Here is a 14939-nt window from a genome sequence, read left to right as displayed (position 1 = left end):
GTACGGAGTACCAGGGCAAGGCAGTGGCACCAGCCTAAACCCGGCCGATCCGCCCCGCGACCGCGGGCGGCCCCGGCGCGAGCGAGGCGTGACCGCCACCCTCCGAGCCCCCGTGGCCGGCTCCGCCCGGCACGGGGAGGCGCGGTCGGCCCTCCGTCCGGCCGGGTCGGTTCTCGCTCTCGTAGTCGCCGACGTTCTTCGAGATCGCCTCCGGCAACGGGTTCAACCGGTCGACCAGCTGCTGGTAGTTGCCGACCCGGCCGTCCGACCACTGACCCAACCCCCGGACCGAGGTGCGGACGCCCACGACGCCTCGGTCGAGTCGCCGGCACCATGATCCGATGGAGAACACGCGTCAGATCGTCAGCTCAGGATCACCCCTCGAACCGCAGATCGGCTTCTCGCGCGCGGTGCGCACGGGCAACCACGTGGCCGTCGCCGGAACGGCTCCCATCGCGGACGACGGGACCGCCGCCGCCCCCGGCGACGTCTACGCCCAGACGGTGCGCTGCCTGGACATCGCCGAGCGGGCGCTGCGCGAAGCAGGGGCCTCATTGGAGGACGTGGTGCGGACGCGCATCATGCTGACGGACGTGACGACGTGGAAGGAGTCCGCGCGGGCGCACGGCGAGCGGTTCGCTGCCATCCGGCCCGTCACCACGTTCGTGGAGGTGTCCCGCTTCATCGATCCCGCCTGGCTCGTGGAAGTGGAGATCGACGCCGTGGTCCGAGCGGGTTGAGTCGAGGTCTCGTTCGGCGGCACAGCCGAGTTGGTGATCATCGTTCTGACCTCTTGTCCGTTTTGATGCCGTCTCCGGGCTCAGGCGGTTCAGGGAGGGTTGTGTGGTCATGCGGCGGGCGCGACGGACACGGATGGTGGTTGCCGGCGCAGGTGCGAGTGTCCTGCTGATGGTGGGCGCGGCGGCCCCCGGCCGAGGGGCCGCGGACGAGACGCGCGAGGTGCCGGCGGTTCCGGCGGTCGGTCTGCTGGTGGGCCGGGTGTTGGACGAGGGGCGCGAGGACGTCCGGCCGGGCGGGGAACAGTGCGCGATGGACGTGTTCCGGCTGGGCATGTGCCAGGGCTGGCGGGAGGAACGGGTGCTGGCCACCGCCGGCGGGCAGGGAGTCGTACTCCCCGCGCCGCTCCTCGACGGCGCCTCCCGCCGCGCCGCACGGGCGACGGACGCCGGGGGGCCGCTGGAGATCTCCGTGGCCGAGCCCGGGCAGGGAGCCCTGACCGACGTGTCGGTCACGGACGGGCACGGGCGCCATGTGGCGGGCACGCTCGGCGCCGGCGGCGGGCGTTGGGTGAACGCCGAATCGCTGCGCGCGGGGGAGTCATACACGGTGCGGGTCGGCGCGCAGGACGCGGCGGGCAACGCCGTGGGCGCGACCCTGGTGTTCGGGACGGCGTCGCCCGCGGACGGGGGCCGGTTGACGGCGGAGTTCGGACCGCTCCCGGGCACCTACGGCGCCGGGGAGATCGTGACGGCGGAGCTGAGCCGTCCGGTGCCGGCCGACGACGGCCTGGCCCGGGCCCGCGTGGAACAGGCGCTGGAGGTGACCTCCCACCCCCAGGTGGAGGGCGCCTGGCACTGGGTCGACGCATCGACCCTGCACTATCGCCCCCGCACGTACTGGCCCGCCCACTCGAAGGTGAGCGTGCGCAGCGGCCTCGACGGGGTCGAGATCGGCGAGGGCATCTACGGCGGGCCCTCCGACGGCGTCGAGTTCACCGTCGCGGACCGGATCGAGGCGGTCACCGACTCCGCCGCGCACACGATGACGGTACGCCGCAACGGACGGGTCATCAGGACCATCCCGGTCACCACCGGAAAGGCCGGATTCAGGACCCGCGCCGGCGTCAAGGTCGTCCTCCGCAAGGAACCCAAGGTGCGGATGCGCGGGGACTCCGTCGGGATCAAACGCGGCACGAGCGAGTTCTACGACCTCCCCGTCCTCTACGCGACCCGCGTGACGTGGAGCGGTGAGTACGTGCACGCCGCGCCCTGGTCCGTGGACGCGCAGGGGCAGGAGAACGTCAGCCACGGCTGTACGGGCATGAGCACCGAGGACGCGGCCTGGTTCTTCGAGACGGTCCGCGAAGGGGACATCGTAGAGGTCGTCAACAGCGGCGGCCCGCGCATGGAGCCCTTCGGCAACGGCATCGGCGACTGGAACATGGACTGGCCGTCCTGGCGGGCGGGCAGCGCCCTGGCCACCACCTACGGCGCCCCCGCGCCGGGCGACCCGCGGGCACCGTCCCGGCTGTCCCCGACCACCTGACCCAGCGCTGAAACCGGACGGAGGGCGTCGGGCGTCCCCCCTGCGGGGGTGGTGTTCATGTCAGAGCCGGCACCGCGCGAGTGGGGGCTCACCGCGGCCCTGCCGGGCGTCACGGCAGCGGTCGTCTTCGCCTGGACGTACTGGTGCTTCACGGGTTCCTCGGCGCCGTCGATCACCGTTGCCGTGACGGGAGTGGCGATCCTGCTCGTGGCGGCCTGCGCGCTGTACTTCGTGCGCGCCGGCGGCAGCGGCGGCTTCTTCGGCACGCTGTTCCTCGCCCTCGGGCTGCTGGCGACGGTGGCGACCGCGGATCAGACGACGGCGCGCGGAGAGGTCGTCAGCTGTGTCGTACGGGACGTCCAGGTCAAGGACCAGCAGTCCGTCGGCGAGGGTGGCGCCACGAAGACCTTGTACCGTCTCGGGCTGACCTGTCCCGGCGGTTACCCGACCGAGGTCAAGGACGGGCCCAAGGCCACGGTGGGCGCGGAGATCCGGGTCTCCTACGACCCCGACCGCCGGGTGAACCCGTCGGTGGAGGGCGAGACCTCACCGTGGACGCCCGCCCTCTGCGCGCTGCTCTTCCTCGCCGCCGCCACCGGCCTCGCCGGGCGAAGGAGGCCCGCTCCCGACACCGCGCCCGGCCATGGGTCATGAGCTCGACCGCGCTGACGCGGGCAGTGAACGGGTGCCCGACGGCGTGGTCGGTCTTCTTCAGTCCCCGCCGCCGAAGTTCCAGGCTTCGATGTCGCGGTAGTGGATGGGTCCCGGGCCGCGGCCGATGTTGCTGCCGACCAGGTGCAGCCGTTCGGCCCGCCAGGGGCGGCCGCTGAACGCGGCGAGGCCGGCGGCGGCCTCCACCGCGTGGGGCGGTTCGTTCCGGCGGGACCGGGCCAGCGTCAGATGCGGGCGCAACGGTCGGCCTTCGAACGGAATGCCGCACTCCTTGACCACGGTGCGCACGTCGTCGGCGAGGAGGTGCAGCCCTTCGACGTCCCCGGCGATCCCGGTCCACAGCACCCGCTCGTCGAAGTGGCCGCCGCCGCGCAGCGCCAGCCGCAGGGGCCGGTGCGTCGCCGCGAGGTCCGCGAGCGGCGGCCGCAGCAGGGGAACGGCCCCGACCGGGAGCTCGCCGAGGAACGCCAACGTGATGTGCCAGTCCTCGATCCGGTTCCACCGCATCCGCGGGTACGCCTCGTAGGCGGGACCCAATGCCCCCTCCAGCTCCCGCTTCGCTTCGTCGGGCGGGGCGACGGCGATGAATATCCGAACGGTCGCGGCCTGAATCTTTTCCTTCACAGAGGACTTAGTACCGTGCCACGGGCGCTCCGGTCATCTTCTGCTCGCCCTCGCCGGGCGCGGACCGCCGGCTCTCCGACCTCAGTTCACCGTGAGCACATCCACCGGCCGCCCGGCCAACAGGCCGCGGCCATCCGGCGGCCCGACGCTCAGCGGCGACCAACCCCTCATCACGCACCTGCCATTGGAGTCCCCTTCGTGACCCTGCCACGTCAGACCCGCCCGGCGGCCCTCGCGGTGAGCGCGGCCGCCCTGCTGCTGGCCTCCGGCGTCGCCGCGCCGGCCCACGGCGCGACCGCCCGGCCGGCCACCGGCTCGCTCCCCGCCGTGACTCCCGTCGCCGAAACCGCACCGCTCTTCGACGACGAGGAGGGCGGCAACGCCAACGCCGACGACCCCGCGATCTGGCGCAACGCCGCCGACCCGGCCCGCAGCCTGGTCATCGCCACCGCCAAGGAGGGCGGCCTGCGCGTCTACGACCTCGACGCGGTCCAGGTCCAGGCCCTTCCCGCACCCGCCGGCCCGGGCCCGGACGACGCGCCCGGCCGCTTCAACAACGTCGACCTCGTCCACGGCATGGCCCTGACCTCGGGCCGCGCGGACATCGCGGTCGTCACGGACCGGGGCAACGACCGCCTCCGCGTGTACCGGATCGACCGGAGCCGGCCCGACCGCCCGCTCACCGACATCACCGACCCCACCGCCCGCCCGGTCTTCTCCGCGGACCAGGCGGAGATCAACGACCAGCGCACCGCCTACGGTCTGGCCACCTGGACCGACCCAGCCACCGGCCGCTCGTACGCGCTGGTCAGCCGCCGCCACGAGACGACCGTCGCCGTGCTCGAACTCGTCGCCACCCCCGGCGGCACCGTCGGATACCGGAAGATCCGCAGCCTGGACCTCCCGGCCTCCTTCCGCATGCCGGGCGGCGCCTCCTGGACTCCCTGCGCCGAGCCGGGCGAACGCCCCCAGGTCGAGGGCATGGTCGTCGACCCGGCCAACGGCATGCTGTACGCGGGCCAGGAGGACGTCGGCATCTGGCGGATCCGCGCCGACCTCAGCGGCCGCCCCGAACTCGTCGACAAGGTCCGGGAGTACGGCGTACCGGCCACCTACGACGAGGAGACCGAGGAGTGCGTGGCCGGCGCAGACCCCGGCCACGGCGGCCGCCGCCTCTCGGCCGACGTCGAAGGGCTGACCCTGATCACCCAGCCCGACGGCGACGGCTACCTCATGGCCTCCAGCCAGGGCGACAACACCTTCGCCTTCTACGACCGCGAACTCGAGGACGACAACGAGTACGAGGCCGGCCTGCGCATCACGGCCCGATCCCGCGAGCTCGACGGCTCCGAGGAATGCGACGGCGCCGCCGCCCTGAACCTGCCCCTCGGCCCCAAGTTCCCGCACGGCCTCCTCGTCGTCCAGGACGGCCACGACGCCCCGCACGACGGCGAGCGCACCGCCACCAACTTCAAGTTCATCGACCTCGGCAAGGTGCTGGGCCGCATCGACGACTGATCACGGCGGCCGGTCGGACGAGGCCAGAAACGCAGGAGCTCAGGAACGCAGGAACTCAGGACCGCAGGAACCGGCGCAGCCGGGTCAGCGGCCACGCGTTGATGACCTCGTCCTTCGTCAGCCAGCCCCGCTGGGCGGTGCCCACGCCGTAGCGCACGTACGGCAGGTGCGTGGGGGAGTGCGCGTCGGAGTCCACGGCGAAGCGCACGCCGAGCCGTTTCGCCCGCAGGATGTCCTCGTCGCACAGGTCGAGCCGCTCCGGGTGCGAGTTCACCTCCAGGGCCGTTCCGGTCCGTGCGCAGGCCCGGAACACCTCGTCGAAGTCGGCCTCGATGCCCGGCCTGCGGCCGATCCGCCGCGTGGTGGGGTGGCCGATGACGTGCACGTACGGGTTCTCGCAGGCCCGTACCAGGCGACGGGTCTGCGCCCGCCGGTCCAGCCCGAAGTGCGAGTGCACCGAGGCCACGCACAGGTCGAAGCCGACCAGGAACTCGTCGGGCCAGTCCAGCTCCCCGTCGGGCCCGATGTTGAGCTCCGTGCCGTGCAGCAGCCGCATGCCGTGGTGCACCCGGTCCAGCGCGCGCACCCGCTCCCGCTGGGCCAGGATCTTCTCGTCGGTCATCCGCTGCATGTACAGGTTCGGGGCGTGATCGGTGACCGCGTAGTACGCGTACCCGCGCGCGGCCGCGGCCGCCACCATCTCCTCCAGCGGCGCCAGACCGTCGGTGAGGTCGGTGTGCGTGTGCAGGTCGCCCCGCAGATCGTCCTCCGTCACCAGCTCCGGCAGTTCGCCGTGCAACCCGGCCGCGATCTCCCCGCGGTCCTCGCGCAGCGGCGGCGCGATCCACGGCAGGCCGAGCCGGGCGTAGATCTCCTCCTCCGTCTCGCCGGCCCGCCGCTCACCGCTGTCCGCGTCGAAGAGTCCGTACTCGGACAGCTTGAGCCCACGGCGCACCGCGAGCTCCCGCGTGCGTACGTTGTGGGCCTTCGAGCCGGTGAAGTACTGCATGCCCGCGCCCCAGGACGCGGGCGGCAGCACCCGCAGGTCCACTTGCAGGCCCTTGGTCGTACGGATGGAGGTCTTCTTCGCCCCGTGCGCCAGGACCTCGGCCGTGTGGGGCAGGCCGACCAGCGCCTCCATGACCGGGATCGGCCGCTCCGACGCCACCAGCACGTCGATGTCGCCGATGGTCTCGCGCATCCGCCGCAGCGACCCGGCGTAGGCGCAGCGGAGGACGCCCGGCACGGAGGACAGCTCGGCGGTGATCTGCTCGGCGATCTCGGTCGCGGCACTGATCAGGATCCGGCTGCCCGCTGTCTGCATCAGCGCGATACCGGCGAGTATGTTCTCCTCGCTCTTCTCACCGAAACCGCGCAGGTCACGCAGTCGCTCCGCGTGGATCGCGTCGAGCAGCTGGTCCACCGTGCCGACCCCGAGCCGCTGGTGGAGCAGCATGGCCCGCTTCGGCCCGAGCCCCGGTATCCGGGTCAACTCCCGGACCCCCGCCGGAACGGCCGCCTTGACCTCGTCGATCGCCGGGACGTGTCCGGTGCGCAAGTAGTCCAGTACCTTCTGGGCGATCGACGCCCCGACGTTCGGGATCTCCTTCAGCCCCTTCGCGTCGAGCTTCGCGACATCCAGCGGGCTGCCCCCGATGGAGCGGGCCGCCTTCTCGTAGGCACGAACCTTGAAGGCGTCCCCGCCACTGATCGCGATCAGATCGGCGTACTCCTGCAGCAGCGCCTCGACCTCGTCATTGACCCTGCCCATACCTTCAGGGTGCCCCCGCGTCCTCCGGTTCCGCCAGAATTCCCCGACCGTGAGGCCGCCGGGGCCATCCGCTCAGCGCGGTGGCTGGTCGAGGTCGTCGAGGATCTGCTGGAAGGGCCGGCGGAGGGCAACCGCGAGGGGCCGGGAATCCTCGCGTGCGTAGGCGGTCAGGAAGTCCCGGGCGGCGGTCACGGCGGGTCGGGGATCCCCTTCGGACAGGGTTTCCTCGATGGCACGCGAGGTCAGCGCCGCCAGTTCCGGGAGTCGACGGCGGGCGCGGGCGAGGTCTGGCGCGAGGTCCTCCCGGCCGGTGAGCGCGGCCACCTCCCTGGCCAGGGTCGCCACGTGCGCGCTGAGTCCGCCGGAGGTGGCGATGTGCCGGGCCTGGATCCGTACGGCATCACGGTGACGGCGGCGCAGGGGGTTGAACCTCATGGCGCGTTCGGCTTCCCGGGCGCGGGCGGCGTTCGCGCGGACCGCTTCGGCGTGGGCGTTCACCAAGGGGAGGTTGTCGCGGGCGGCGGCCGGACCGGTGCCCAGGGCGGCGGCGGTGCCGCCCAGCGCCCGCACCAGGCGCACACGGCAGTCCTCGGCGATGGCCGCCAGGACCCGGTGCGGATCGGGTGGCCACAGCAGCGGGGCCAGCAGGATCGTGACCACCGCCCCCTCGGCGGTCTCCCACACGCGGTCCAATCCGTATGCCTCGGGCGACGTGTTGGCGAAGACGAGCAGCGACGACGCCGCGACCTGGATGTTCAGCCCGCCACCGGCCCGCAGGACCATGCCGATACCCAAGCCGATGGCCACCACCAGCGTCAGCGTGGCGGTCGAGGGACGCAGCACGTTCAGGACGGCCAGACCGATCAGCACCCCCGCCACCACGCCCAGCGCCCGCTGCAGCGACGTTCCCAGGGCCGTCATCGGATCGCCGCGCAGGGCCACCAGCGGGACGACCGCCGCGAAGACCGGCGGCTGGTCGGCTCCCAGCCACAGCGCGACCTGCCAGGCGACCGCGACGGTGACGACGATGCGGGCCGCCGCAGGGCCTTCGGTCCGTACGATGTCCCGGGCCCGGCGGGCCCGGGACGCTCGGCCCGCGTGTGCTGCTCGGGCTTCGGCGAGGTCCGTCATCCGCGCCTTTCGGTGAGGCGTCCGTGCTCGCCCGTCGGCGCTCGCTCCGGGATCCGCGCGCTCGTACGCCGCTGCTTCCTCGGCCACAGAGTGCAGCGCCCCGACCGTCCGACGCCGCCATTACACCGAAAGCGGCATGTCACACCCCTTGGGGCCGCCACCCCCAGGCGGTGAGCATCCCCGGCGACATGCCCGTGCACTGGTCCGAGTCCAGGTAACGCACGGCTTCGTCGAGTTGGGCGTCGTCGACCAGCCCCGTCGCCACCATGGCCGCCCGCGCCCGGTCCCAGGTGTCCGCCCAGAACCGGCTGATCGCGCTCCCGGGAAGCAGCGGCGGTACGTGGATCTCGGCGGCCACCGGTTCCAGTCCGGCCGCCCGCAGCAGCTCGGCACGGTGCGGCACTTGGGAGACGTCGGTCCCGATGCTGTCGCGCAGCCCCTGCCACATGGCCCGCATGGCGCGCGTGTACGGGGTCAAGGGCGCGGAATCCGTGGTCAGGTCGACCGCGTCGCTGATCACCAGGACCCCGCCGGGGGCGAGCAGTCCGGCGAGCCTGGAGACCATCCGGTGTGCGGAAGGCAGGTGCATGAGCACGAACCGGGCGTGGACCAGCCGGAACAGCCCGGGGGAGAAGTCCTCGGAGGTGATGTCCGCCTGGAGCGTGGTCAGCCCCGGTACGGGGTGCGCCGCGAGGAACCGTACGTCGCGGTCCACCGCGAGGACCCGTGCCACTCCCGCCTCGCCGAGCAGCCGCCGCGCCACCGTGCCCGTCCCCGCGCCCACTTCCAGGCAGGTCCAGCCGGGCCCCACGCCCAGCTGCCGCAGCCGGGCCATGGTCGTCTCGTCGTACGTGAGGGCCCCGAGGTCGATACGTTCGTCCTCGCCCCGGTCCTCGGGGCGGAACACGCGCTCACCGTAGTGGCCCTCGCTCAGGGGCCCTGCACCGGCCATGTGGCCATTGTGGCAAGCGGGAGCCGATGGCACATGTCGTGCCGGCCCCGCCGTGCCCACGCGAAGGCCGGGCCCACGTCAGGCGACGGTGATGACGGTCTTTCCGAGAGCGCCGTCCGTGGCGTAGTGGCGGTAGGCGTCGGCGGCTTCGCGGAAGGGGAAGACGCGGTCGATGAGCGGCCGGATTCTGTGGGTCTCGATGTGCCGGTTCATCGCCGTGAACTGGGCGCGGCTGCCGACCGCGATGCTGCGGATGGTGGCGCCGGAGGCGAACAGGGCGCGGGAGTCGAGCAGTGGGGCGGTCTTGCCGACGAAGCCGACGCAGGCGATGGTGCCGGCCAGGGCGATGGCGCGGACGGAGTCGTCCAGGAGTCCGGCGACGTCGATGATGCGGTCGGCGCCGCGGCCGCCGGTGAGGGTACGGACCTCGCCGGCCCAGTCGGGGGTGGTGGTGTAGTCGATGACGTCATCGGCGCCGAGGTCGCGCAGTCGTGGGGCCTTGGCCGAGCTGCCGGTGGTGGCGATCACGCGGGCGCCGAGGGACTTGGCGAACCGGAGGGCGAAGAGGGAGACCCCGCCGGAGCCTTGGACGACGACCGTGTCGCCGGGGCGGACGCCCGCTCCGTCGCCGGTGAGCGCGTTCCACGCGGTGACCGCGACACAGGGAAGCGTGGCGGCTTCCTCGTACGTGAGGTGCGCGGGCACGGGGACGAGGGAGTCGGCGTCGATGACGGCGAGCTCGGTGAGCATGCCGTCCAGCGAGCCCCCGCGCTGGTGGAGGTGTTCGGCGGCGAACGGGCCGTCCTGCCAGGAGGGGAAGAGCGTGGCCGCGACGCGGTCGCCGACGCGCACGGAGTCGACGCCGGGGCCGAGTCCGACGACTTCGCCGGCGCCGTCCGAGACGGGGACGACGTCGGGCTTGACCGGCAGTACGTAGGTCCCGTCGAGCACCATGAGTTCGCGGAAGCTGAGGGATGTCGCGCGCACCGCCACCAGGACCTGCCCGGGGCCGGGCTCGGGGGTCTCGTGCTCGCGGAGGGTGAGGCCGGACAGCCCGGCCCCGCTGTGTGACAGGTGGTAGCTCAGCATCGGGGTAATTCCCTTCGTGTGGTTGTGGGGGAGGTGGGTGCGCCTGCCGCCCGGTCGCCGGCTGCGGCTCCGCTTCGGGGCGTCATACGGCGTCGGACTCGGAGGCCGGCGGGACCTCTCCCCGCGTCTTGCTGAAGCCGAGGGCCTCGACGATGCGGCCGTCCGTGACGCGCATGACGTTGACCCCGCGCACCCACTGGTCGGGGCCGTCGCCGAAGCGGTAGTGCCACACGATCGTGGCGCGGTCGCCGGCCACGACCACCTCCTGGGGTGCGAACCCCGTGGTGCGGTCGTCGGCGAGCGCCGCCCACCACGCCGTACACGCTTCGCGGCCGAGGACGCGCTCCCCGCCCGGCGCGGGCTGGACGCTCTCCATGACGCAGTCCTCGGCGATCAAGTCGTGCAGGAGAGCCGCATCGTGCTCGGTGAACGCGCGGTTGAAACGGTCGATGACCTCGGCGGTGCTGCGTACGGGCATGGCGCCTCCTCGAAAGAGATAGACCATTCGGTCTACTCATATAGATAGACCGGTTGATCTACCGAGTCAAGTGCCGGCAGAATCACGCCATGACCACCTCCGCCAAGCCGGGCCCCCGCGAACGGCTGCTGCTCGCCGCCCAGGAACTGACGTACACCCAGGGCGTCGGGGTCGGCGTGGACGCCCTCCTCAAGGCGGCCGGAGTCGCCCGCCGTTCGCTGTACGAGCACTTCGGCGGCAAGGACGGCCTCATCGCCGAAGTGCTGCGCCGCAGCACGGCGGAGGACGAGGGGCAGTACCGGGCGACGATGGCCGCCGCGGGAGCCGACCCCCGGGCCAGGCTCCTCGCGGTCGTCGACCGACTCGGCCGCATCGCCTCCGACCCCGACTTCCACGGCTGCCGCTACCTGGCGGCCGACCTCGCCCTCACGGACCCGGCCCACCCCGGCCACGAGGTCACCCGGGCCTACCGGCGCACCATCCACGGCCTGTTCACGGACGAACTCGCGGCCGTCGGCCACGCGCGCCCCGGATTCGCCGCCGACCAACTGCTCATCCTCGTCGACGGCCTCCTCGCCGCCGGCGTGACCCGCCCCGACATCCAGGCCGCCGAAGCGACCCGAGAACTCGCCGAACACATCATCGACTCGGGCCGCCCGTAGCCCCGGCCAGGCCGACCTGGAGGTCGGTTCGGGCTCGCAGCGGCCGTCGGTCAGTCCCTGAGGGCGGCGGCGTACCAGCGGCGGTGTACGAGCGGCTCGACGCACAGCACCGCGACGCCCGCGACCGCACCCACGAGGAGCGACGGCACACCGCCCCCGTGGACGAACGAGGCGACGCAGGCGGCGGCCACGACGATCGGTCGCAGCAGGGTCAGGGGGCCGAGCCCCGCCACCATGGCCAGGGTGCTGGCCCGGAACGGCAGGACGAAGTACGCGGCGAGCGTGAGCAGCACCGCCAGTGCGTAGCAGGCGAGGGGCGCGAGGAAGCCGGTGCCGCCGTCGGCGAGGGCCGCGTACGTGCGGTCGCGGTCCGCGGCGGCCAGCAGGACGCCGCCGGCCGTGAGCATCGGGGCGAGCAGCAGGGCGCCGCCCACGGCCAGGCCCCGCAGGGACGCGCGGACGACGGCGCGGCTCTTGCGGATCCGGGCGTCCCGTCCGGCGTACGCGCGGAACCCGCTGAACGCCGAGTCCACCAGCCCCAGCGCGGCGAGCGCCAAGGCCACGGACGGGGCCCCGTCCAGCGGGGTCATCGCGGCCCCCCACCGAGCTGCTCGGGGCCCACGAGCCGCCGCGAGGCGCGGCCCATCGCCCGGCGCAGGGGTGCCTCCAACTCGGGGCGGACGCCGATGACGGGCCGCAGAGTGGTGCAGAACGGATTCGCCAACCCCCGGGGCTCGTACAGCAGCGGCCGGATGCCCGGCGCGGCCGCCGCGTGCAGCAGCGTTTCGTCGGTGTGGGCCCGCCGGGCCGAGGCGACTCCGTCGTGGCGGCCGAGCGGATGGCGCATCCGCGCCCGGTGGAAGACCCAGGCTCCGATGGGCGCGAGCCGAGTGGCGGCGATGTCGAAATGGCAGAACGCGAGCGCGGGCGAGGCGGCCTGGGCCCGGAAGAAATCGGCGAGGTCAGGGCCCCGGAAATGGTGCAGCACCCCGGTGGACACGTACACGGTGGCGGCTTCCGGAAGGTCGAAGGCGTTCCCGTGGACGAACCGGCAGTCCAGGCCCTCGGCGCGGGCCAGCCGGTCGGCCTCGCCGACGAGCGCGGAGTCCAGGTCGACGCCGACGAGCTCGACGTCCGGGCCGAGTGCGCTGTGGGCGGCGAGCCAGCGGACGACGTATCCGAGCCCTGAACCGACATCGACCAGCCGCAACGGCCCCGGGGCGCCCTCGGGTCGGGCCGTCGCGCGGATGGCGTCGAAGAGCGGGCCGAGTACGTGCACGAGCCGCTCGCCGATGCGCAGTTCCTCGCTGAGCCGCTGCAGCTCGGTGTGGACGTCGATCATCAGACGGTCCACGGCCTGCGGGTCGAGCACACCCCGCCCGTCGGCGGGCAGGGCCGCGACGATGCGGGCAGCGCGCCCATCGCCGGCCTCGTGGAGCCGGCGGACGACCTCGGCCCGGCGCACGGGCAGGCGCGCGCCGCTGCGCGGGTCCGTGGCGGTGATCAGGTCGGATATCTCGAGGTGGGGCACGATCGAGAACCCTAACCGCTCCCCGGGCCGCCCCTCCCGGCCGGCCAACCGGTCGCAGCGGGGGTCAGCCGCCGTCCGGCCCGGATTCCATGGACCGCATGGCTTCCTCGGACCGCTTCTCCATCTCGGCCGGCGGAACGTCCTCGATGTGCGTGGCGACGTTCCATCGGTGGCCGAAGGGGTCCTCGAACTGGCCGGTGCGGTCGCCGTAGAACTCGTCCTTGACCGCGGACACCTCGGTGGCGCCCTTGGTGAGGGCCTTGGCGAAGACCGCGTCGACGTCTTCGACGTACACGTGAAGGGTGACGGGAGTGCCGCCCATCGCCTTCGGTGAGCGGAATCCCATGCCCGGGTACTCGTCCGCGAGCATGATGACCGAGTTGCCGAGCTCCAGCTCGGCGTGGCCGATCCTGCCGTCGGGTGCGGCCATCCTCATCCGCTCGCGTGCGCCGAGCACGGTCACGTAGAACTCGATCGCGGCCGAGGCCCCGTCGATGCAGAGGTACGGGGTGACGCGCGGATATCCCTCGGGAATGGGCTGGACAGTCACCGGTTTTCCTGCCTTTCCGGACCGGGGCGGTCACCGCCGACCGCCACCTGCGACCACAGATAGCCCGAACCCGTGCCACACCACCCGCGCCGCGCGGCAGCCGGTCTCCGGATGCCCCCGAAGGGCTGCGGCTCCCCCGGAGGAGCGGTGGCCGGTGCGGCGGGAGTGACCACGAACTCCAGGTCGACCACGAACTCCAGGTCGTCCGAGTTCGCCTCCGAGACGCGTAGGCTGCCGACACTGACTATTCGTCATGAAAGGAGCGAATGTGGCCTCTCGCCTCAATCCGTACATCAGCTTCGCCGGCGACGCGAAGCAAGCCATGGAGTTCTACAAGGAGGTCTTCGGCGGCGACCTGGCCGTCCACACCTATGGCGACTTCGGCTCCGAGGCGCCGCCCGGATACGCCGACAAGATCATGCACGGCATGCTGGAGACCACCAGGGGATTCACGCTGATGGGAGCCGACAATCCGCCCGGGACGGAGCACAAACCCGGGAACAACATCGCGGTGAGCCTGAGTGGCGACGACGCGGACGAACTGCGCGGCTACTGGGACAAGCTGTCCGGCGGCGGCACCGTGTCCGTCCCCCTGGAGAAGCAGATGTGGGGCGACGTGTTCGGCATGTGCACGGACAAGTTCGGCATCACGTGGATGGTCAACGTCAGCGAGCAGCAGAGCTGACTTCGCCCGTGACGCGTCGGCGCCCCTGTGGGTCGTCGACGCGCCTCCACGTCCAGATCCCGCCGGGCGGTGGCGACGGCGAAGGCCGCCCCGGTCGATGTAGGGCGAACGCGTCCATGAGGAGCGAATTCGGTGGCGCCGACAGCCGCCGGATGACAAGACTGCCCCCGTGAACACCCTGCCGCCGTCGCCCGGCCCGCTCCCCGCGCCGGCACCGGACCCGCGCGCCCGCCATCTCGTTCCCGACCATGAGGGCATGCACACCCTGGTCGCAGAGCTGGCTGTGCCCGGCGAGGCGTCGATGTACGTCATGAGCGCGATGGAAACCTCCCGCGAACTCATCCGGCACTCCTACTACCGGTACGAGTTCGCCACCGTCGCCGTCACGCATTCCCTGTTCGCCCTGGAGCGCGTCCTTGCCGAGCGTCTGGCCATCAACAGGCCGCTCCAGGAGCTCATCGAGCGGGCCGCCGACGCAGGGCTCATCTCGGCCGAACTGGCCGCCGAACTCGACCGCGGTCGACTGCTGCGCGACAGCCTCACGCAGGGCGCCGTGACGAGTGCCGCCCTCGGCCCGGAAAGGGCCGTCGACATGGTGCGTGCCGTCTTCGACGCTGTCCGCCTGCTGCTTCGCCCACCACCCGCGGCAGGAGCGCCGGCCGTCGACATGAGCGGAGCACAGGCCGAGGGCCGGCTCGCCCGGCTGTACGGGGAACACCGGCGCGCACCGTACCCCGACAGTTTTCGCGGTGTGGACATCGAGGGCGTGGAACTCATCCTCCTGGACGCCGATGTCGCGGGCCTCCTCCAGCGAGAGCTGAACGGCGGGCTCGACGGCGATGGCATCGCCATCCTCTGGGCGTGCATCGCCGATCTCGACAAGATCGCGCCCCTGATCAACTCGGAGTACTGCGCCTCCTACTTCACGAGGCTCCGAACGGCGGCCAAACTCGTGGCGGCGCGCTACGTCCCCACCGCGACCTGACCCTC

17 protein-coding genes are annotated in these 14939 nt (G+C 72.4%); 7 read left to right on the top strand and 10 right to left on the bottom strand.

Going from position 1 to position 14939, the window contains the following annotated elements:
- Window positions 1-34 precede the first annotated feature (34 nt).
- Entirely contained in the window at window positions 35-352 is a 318-nt protein-coding gene (locus tag ACFV9H_RS01875) for a hypothetical protein (protein WP_385391883.1), read from the bottom strand.
- On the opposite strand from ACFV9H_RS01875, the gene ACFV9H_RS01870 reads away from it, so the two are divergent.
- The 3 genes from ACFV9H_RS01870 (at window position 342) to ACFV9H_RS01860 (ending at window position 2940) form a co-directional block, all read left to right on the top strand.
- Window positions 342-740 carry a RidA family protein gene (locus tag ACFV9H_RS01870; protein ID WP_385391880.1) on the top strand — a complete coding sequence of 133 codons (399 nt, stop codon included), beginning with the start codon at window positions 342-344 and terminating at the stop codon, window positions 738-740. The genes ACFV9H_RS01875 and ACFV9H_RS01870 overlap by 11 nt on opposite strands.
- A 133-nt stretch (window positions 741-873) precedes the next feature.
- Window positions 874-2286, top strand: coding sequence for an Ig-like domain-containing protein (locus ACFV9H_RS01865; RefSeq protein WP_385391877.1), 1413 nt, complete (start codon window positions 874-876; stop codon window positions 2284-2286).
- 57 nt (window positions 2287-2343) lie between these two features.
- Window positions 2344-2940, top strand: coding sequence for a hypothetical protein (locus ACFV9H_RS01860; RefSeq protein WP_385391874.1), 597 nt, complete (start codon window positions 2344-2346; stop codon window positions 2938-2940).
- Between the two features lie 57 nt (window positions 2941-2997).
- Here ACFV9H_RS01860 and thpR read toward each other — a convergent pair whose 3' ends face one another.
- On the bottom strand, window positions 2998-3582 hold the full coding sequence (thpR, locus tag ACFV9H_RS01855; protein WP_385391871.1) for an RNA 2',3'-cyclic phosphodiesterase: 585 nt from the start codon (window positions 3580-3582) through the stop codon (window positions 2998-3000).
- A gap of 198 nt (window positions 3583-3780) precedes the next feature.
- Between thpR and ACFV9H_RS01850 the strand changes: the two genes are divergently transcribed.
- Window positions 3781-5100, top strand: a complete 1320-nt coding sequence (locus tag ACFV9H_RS01850) for a phytase (protein ID WP_385391868.1) — start codon at window positions 3781-3783, stop codon at window positions 5098-5100.
- 55 nt (window positions 5101-5155) lie between these two features.
- Here the strand turns inward: ACFV9H_RS01850 and polX are convergent, their stop codons facing one another.
- From polX to ACFV9H_RS01825, 5 genes are all read right to left on the bottom strand, one after another.
- Entirely contained in the window at window positions 5156-6871 is a 1716-nt protein-coding gene (polX, locus tag ACFV9H_RS01845; RefSeq protein WP_385391866.1) for a DNA polymerase/3'-5' exonuclease PolX, read from the bottom strand.
- Window positions 6872-6943: 72 nt separating this feature from the next.
- A complete protein-coding gene (locus ACFV9H_RS01840; RefSeq protein WP_385391863.1) occupies window positions 6944-8002 on the bottom strand; it encodes an aromatic acid exporter family protein in 1059 nt (352 codons plus the stop codon).
- A 139-nt stretch (window positions 8003-8141) separates the two neighbouring features.
- Entirely contained in the window at window positions 8142-8954 is an 813-nt protein-coding gene (locus tag ACFV9H_RS01835; protein ID WP_385391861.1) for a class I SAM-dependent methyltransferase, read from the bottom strand.
- Between the two features lie 78 nt (window positions 8955-9032).
- Window positions 9033-10043 carry an NAD(P)-dependent alcohol dehydrogenase gene (locus tag ACFV9H_RS01830; protein ID WP_385391858.1) on the bottom strand — a complete coding sequence of 337 codons (1011 nt, stop codon included), beginning with the start codon at window positions 10041-10043 and terminating at the stop codon, window positions 9033-9035.
- Window positions 10044-10125: 82 nt separating this feature from the next.
- On the bottom strand, window positions 10126-10521 hold the full coding sequence (locus tag ACFV9H_RS01825; RefSeq protein WP_385391856.1) for a nuclear transport factor 2 family protein: 396 nt from the start codon (window positions 10519-10521) through the stop codon (window positions 10126-10128).
- 89 nt (window positions 10522-10610) lie between these two features.
- On the opposite strand from ACFV9H_RS01825, the gene ACFV9H_RS01820 reads away from it, so the two are divergent.
- Window positions 10611-11183, top strand: coding sequence for a TetR/AcrR family transcriptional regulator (locus ACFV9H_RS01820; RefSeq protein ID WP_385391853.1), 573 nt, complete (start codon window positions 10611-10613; stop codon window positions 11181-11183).
- Window positions 11184-11233: 50 nt separating this feature from the next.
- On the opposite strand, the gene ACFV9H_RS01815 is transcribed toward ACFV9H_RS01820, so the two are convergent.
- From ACFV9H_RS01815 to ACFV9H_RS01805, 3 genes are all read right to left on the bottom strand, one after another.
- Window positions 11234-11773 carry a hypothetical protein gene (locus ACFV9H_RS01815; RefSeq protein WP_385391851.1) on the bottom strand — a complete coding sequence of 180 codons (540 nt, stop codon included), beginning with the start codon at window positions 11771-11773 and terminating at the stop codon, window positions 11234-11236.
- Window positions 11770-12714 (bottom strand): class I SAM-dependent methyltransferase, encoded by a 945-nt coding sequence (locus tag ACFV9H_RS01810; protein WP_385391848.1) that lies wholly within the window; start codon window positions 12712-12714, stop codon window positions 11770-11772. Before ACFV9H_RS01810 ends, ACFV9H_RS01815 begins: the two co-directional genes overlap by 4 nt.
- A gap of 64 nt (window positions 12715-12778) precedes the next feature.
- Window positions 12779-13264: a VOC family protein gene (locus ACFV9H_RS01805; RefSeq protein WP_385391846.1), complete on the bottom strand. Its 486-nt coding sequence runs from the start codon at window positions 13262-13264 to the stop codon at window positions 12779-12781.
- Window positions 13265-13532: 268 nt separating this feature from the next.
- Between ACFV9H_RS01805 and ACFV9H_RS01800 the strand changes: the two genes are divergently transcribed.
- Together ACFV9H_RS01800 and ACFV9H_RS01795 are read left to right on the top strand one after the other, a co-directional pair.
- Window positions 13533-13949, top strand: a complete 417-nt coding sequence (locus ACFV9H_RS01800; protein ID WP_385391844.1) for a VOC family protein — start codon at window positions 13533-13535, stop codon at window positions 13947-13949.
- Between the two features lie 169 nt (window positions 13950-14118).
- Entirely contained in the window at window positions 14119-14934 is an 816-nt protein-coding gene (locus tag ACFV9H_RS01795) for a hypothetical protein (protein WP_385391842.1), read from the top strand.
- The last annotated feature ends 5 nt before the right edge of the window (window positions 14935-14939 follow it).

This window comes from Streptomyces sp. NPDC059874, from assembly GCF_042731135.1.
Lineage (GTDB): Bacteria > Actinomycetota > Actinomycetes > Streptomycetales > Streptomycetaceae > Streptomyces.
Note: the sequence above shows the minus strand (reverse complement) of the source record. Positions and strands in the feature narration are given on the sequence as shown.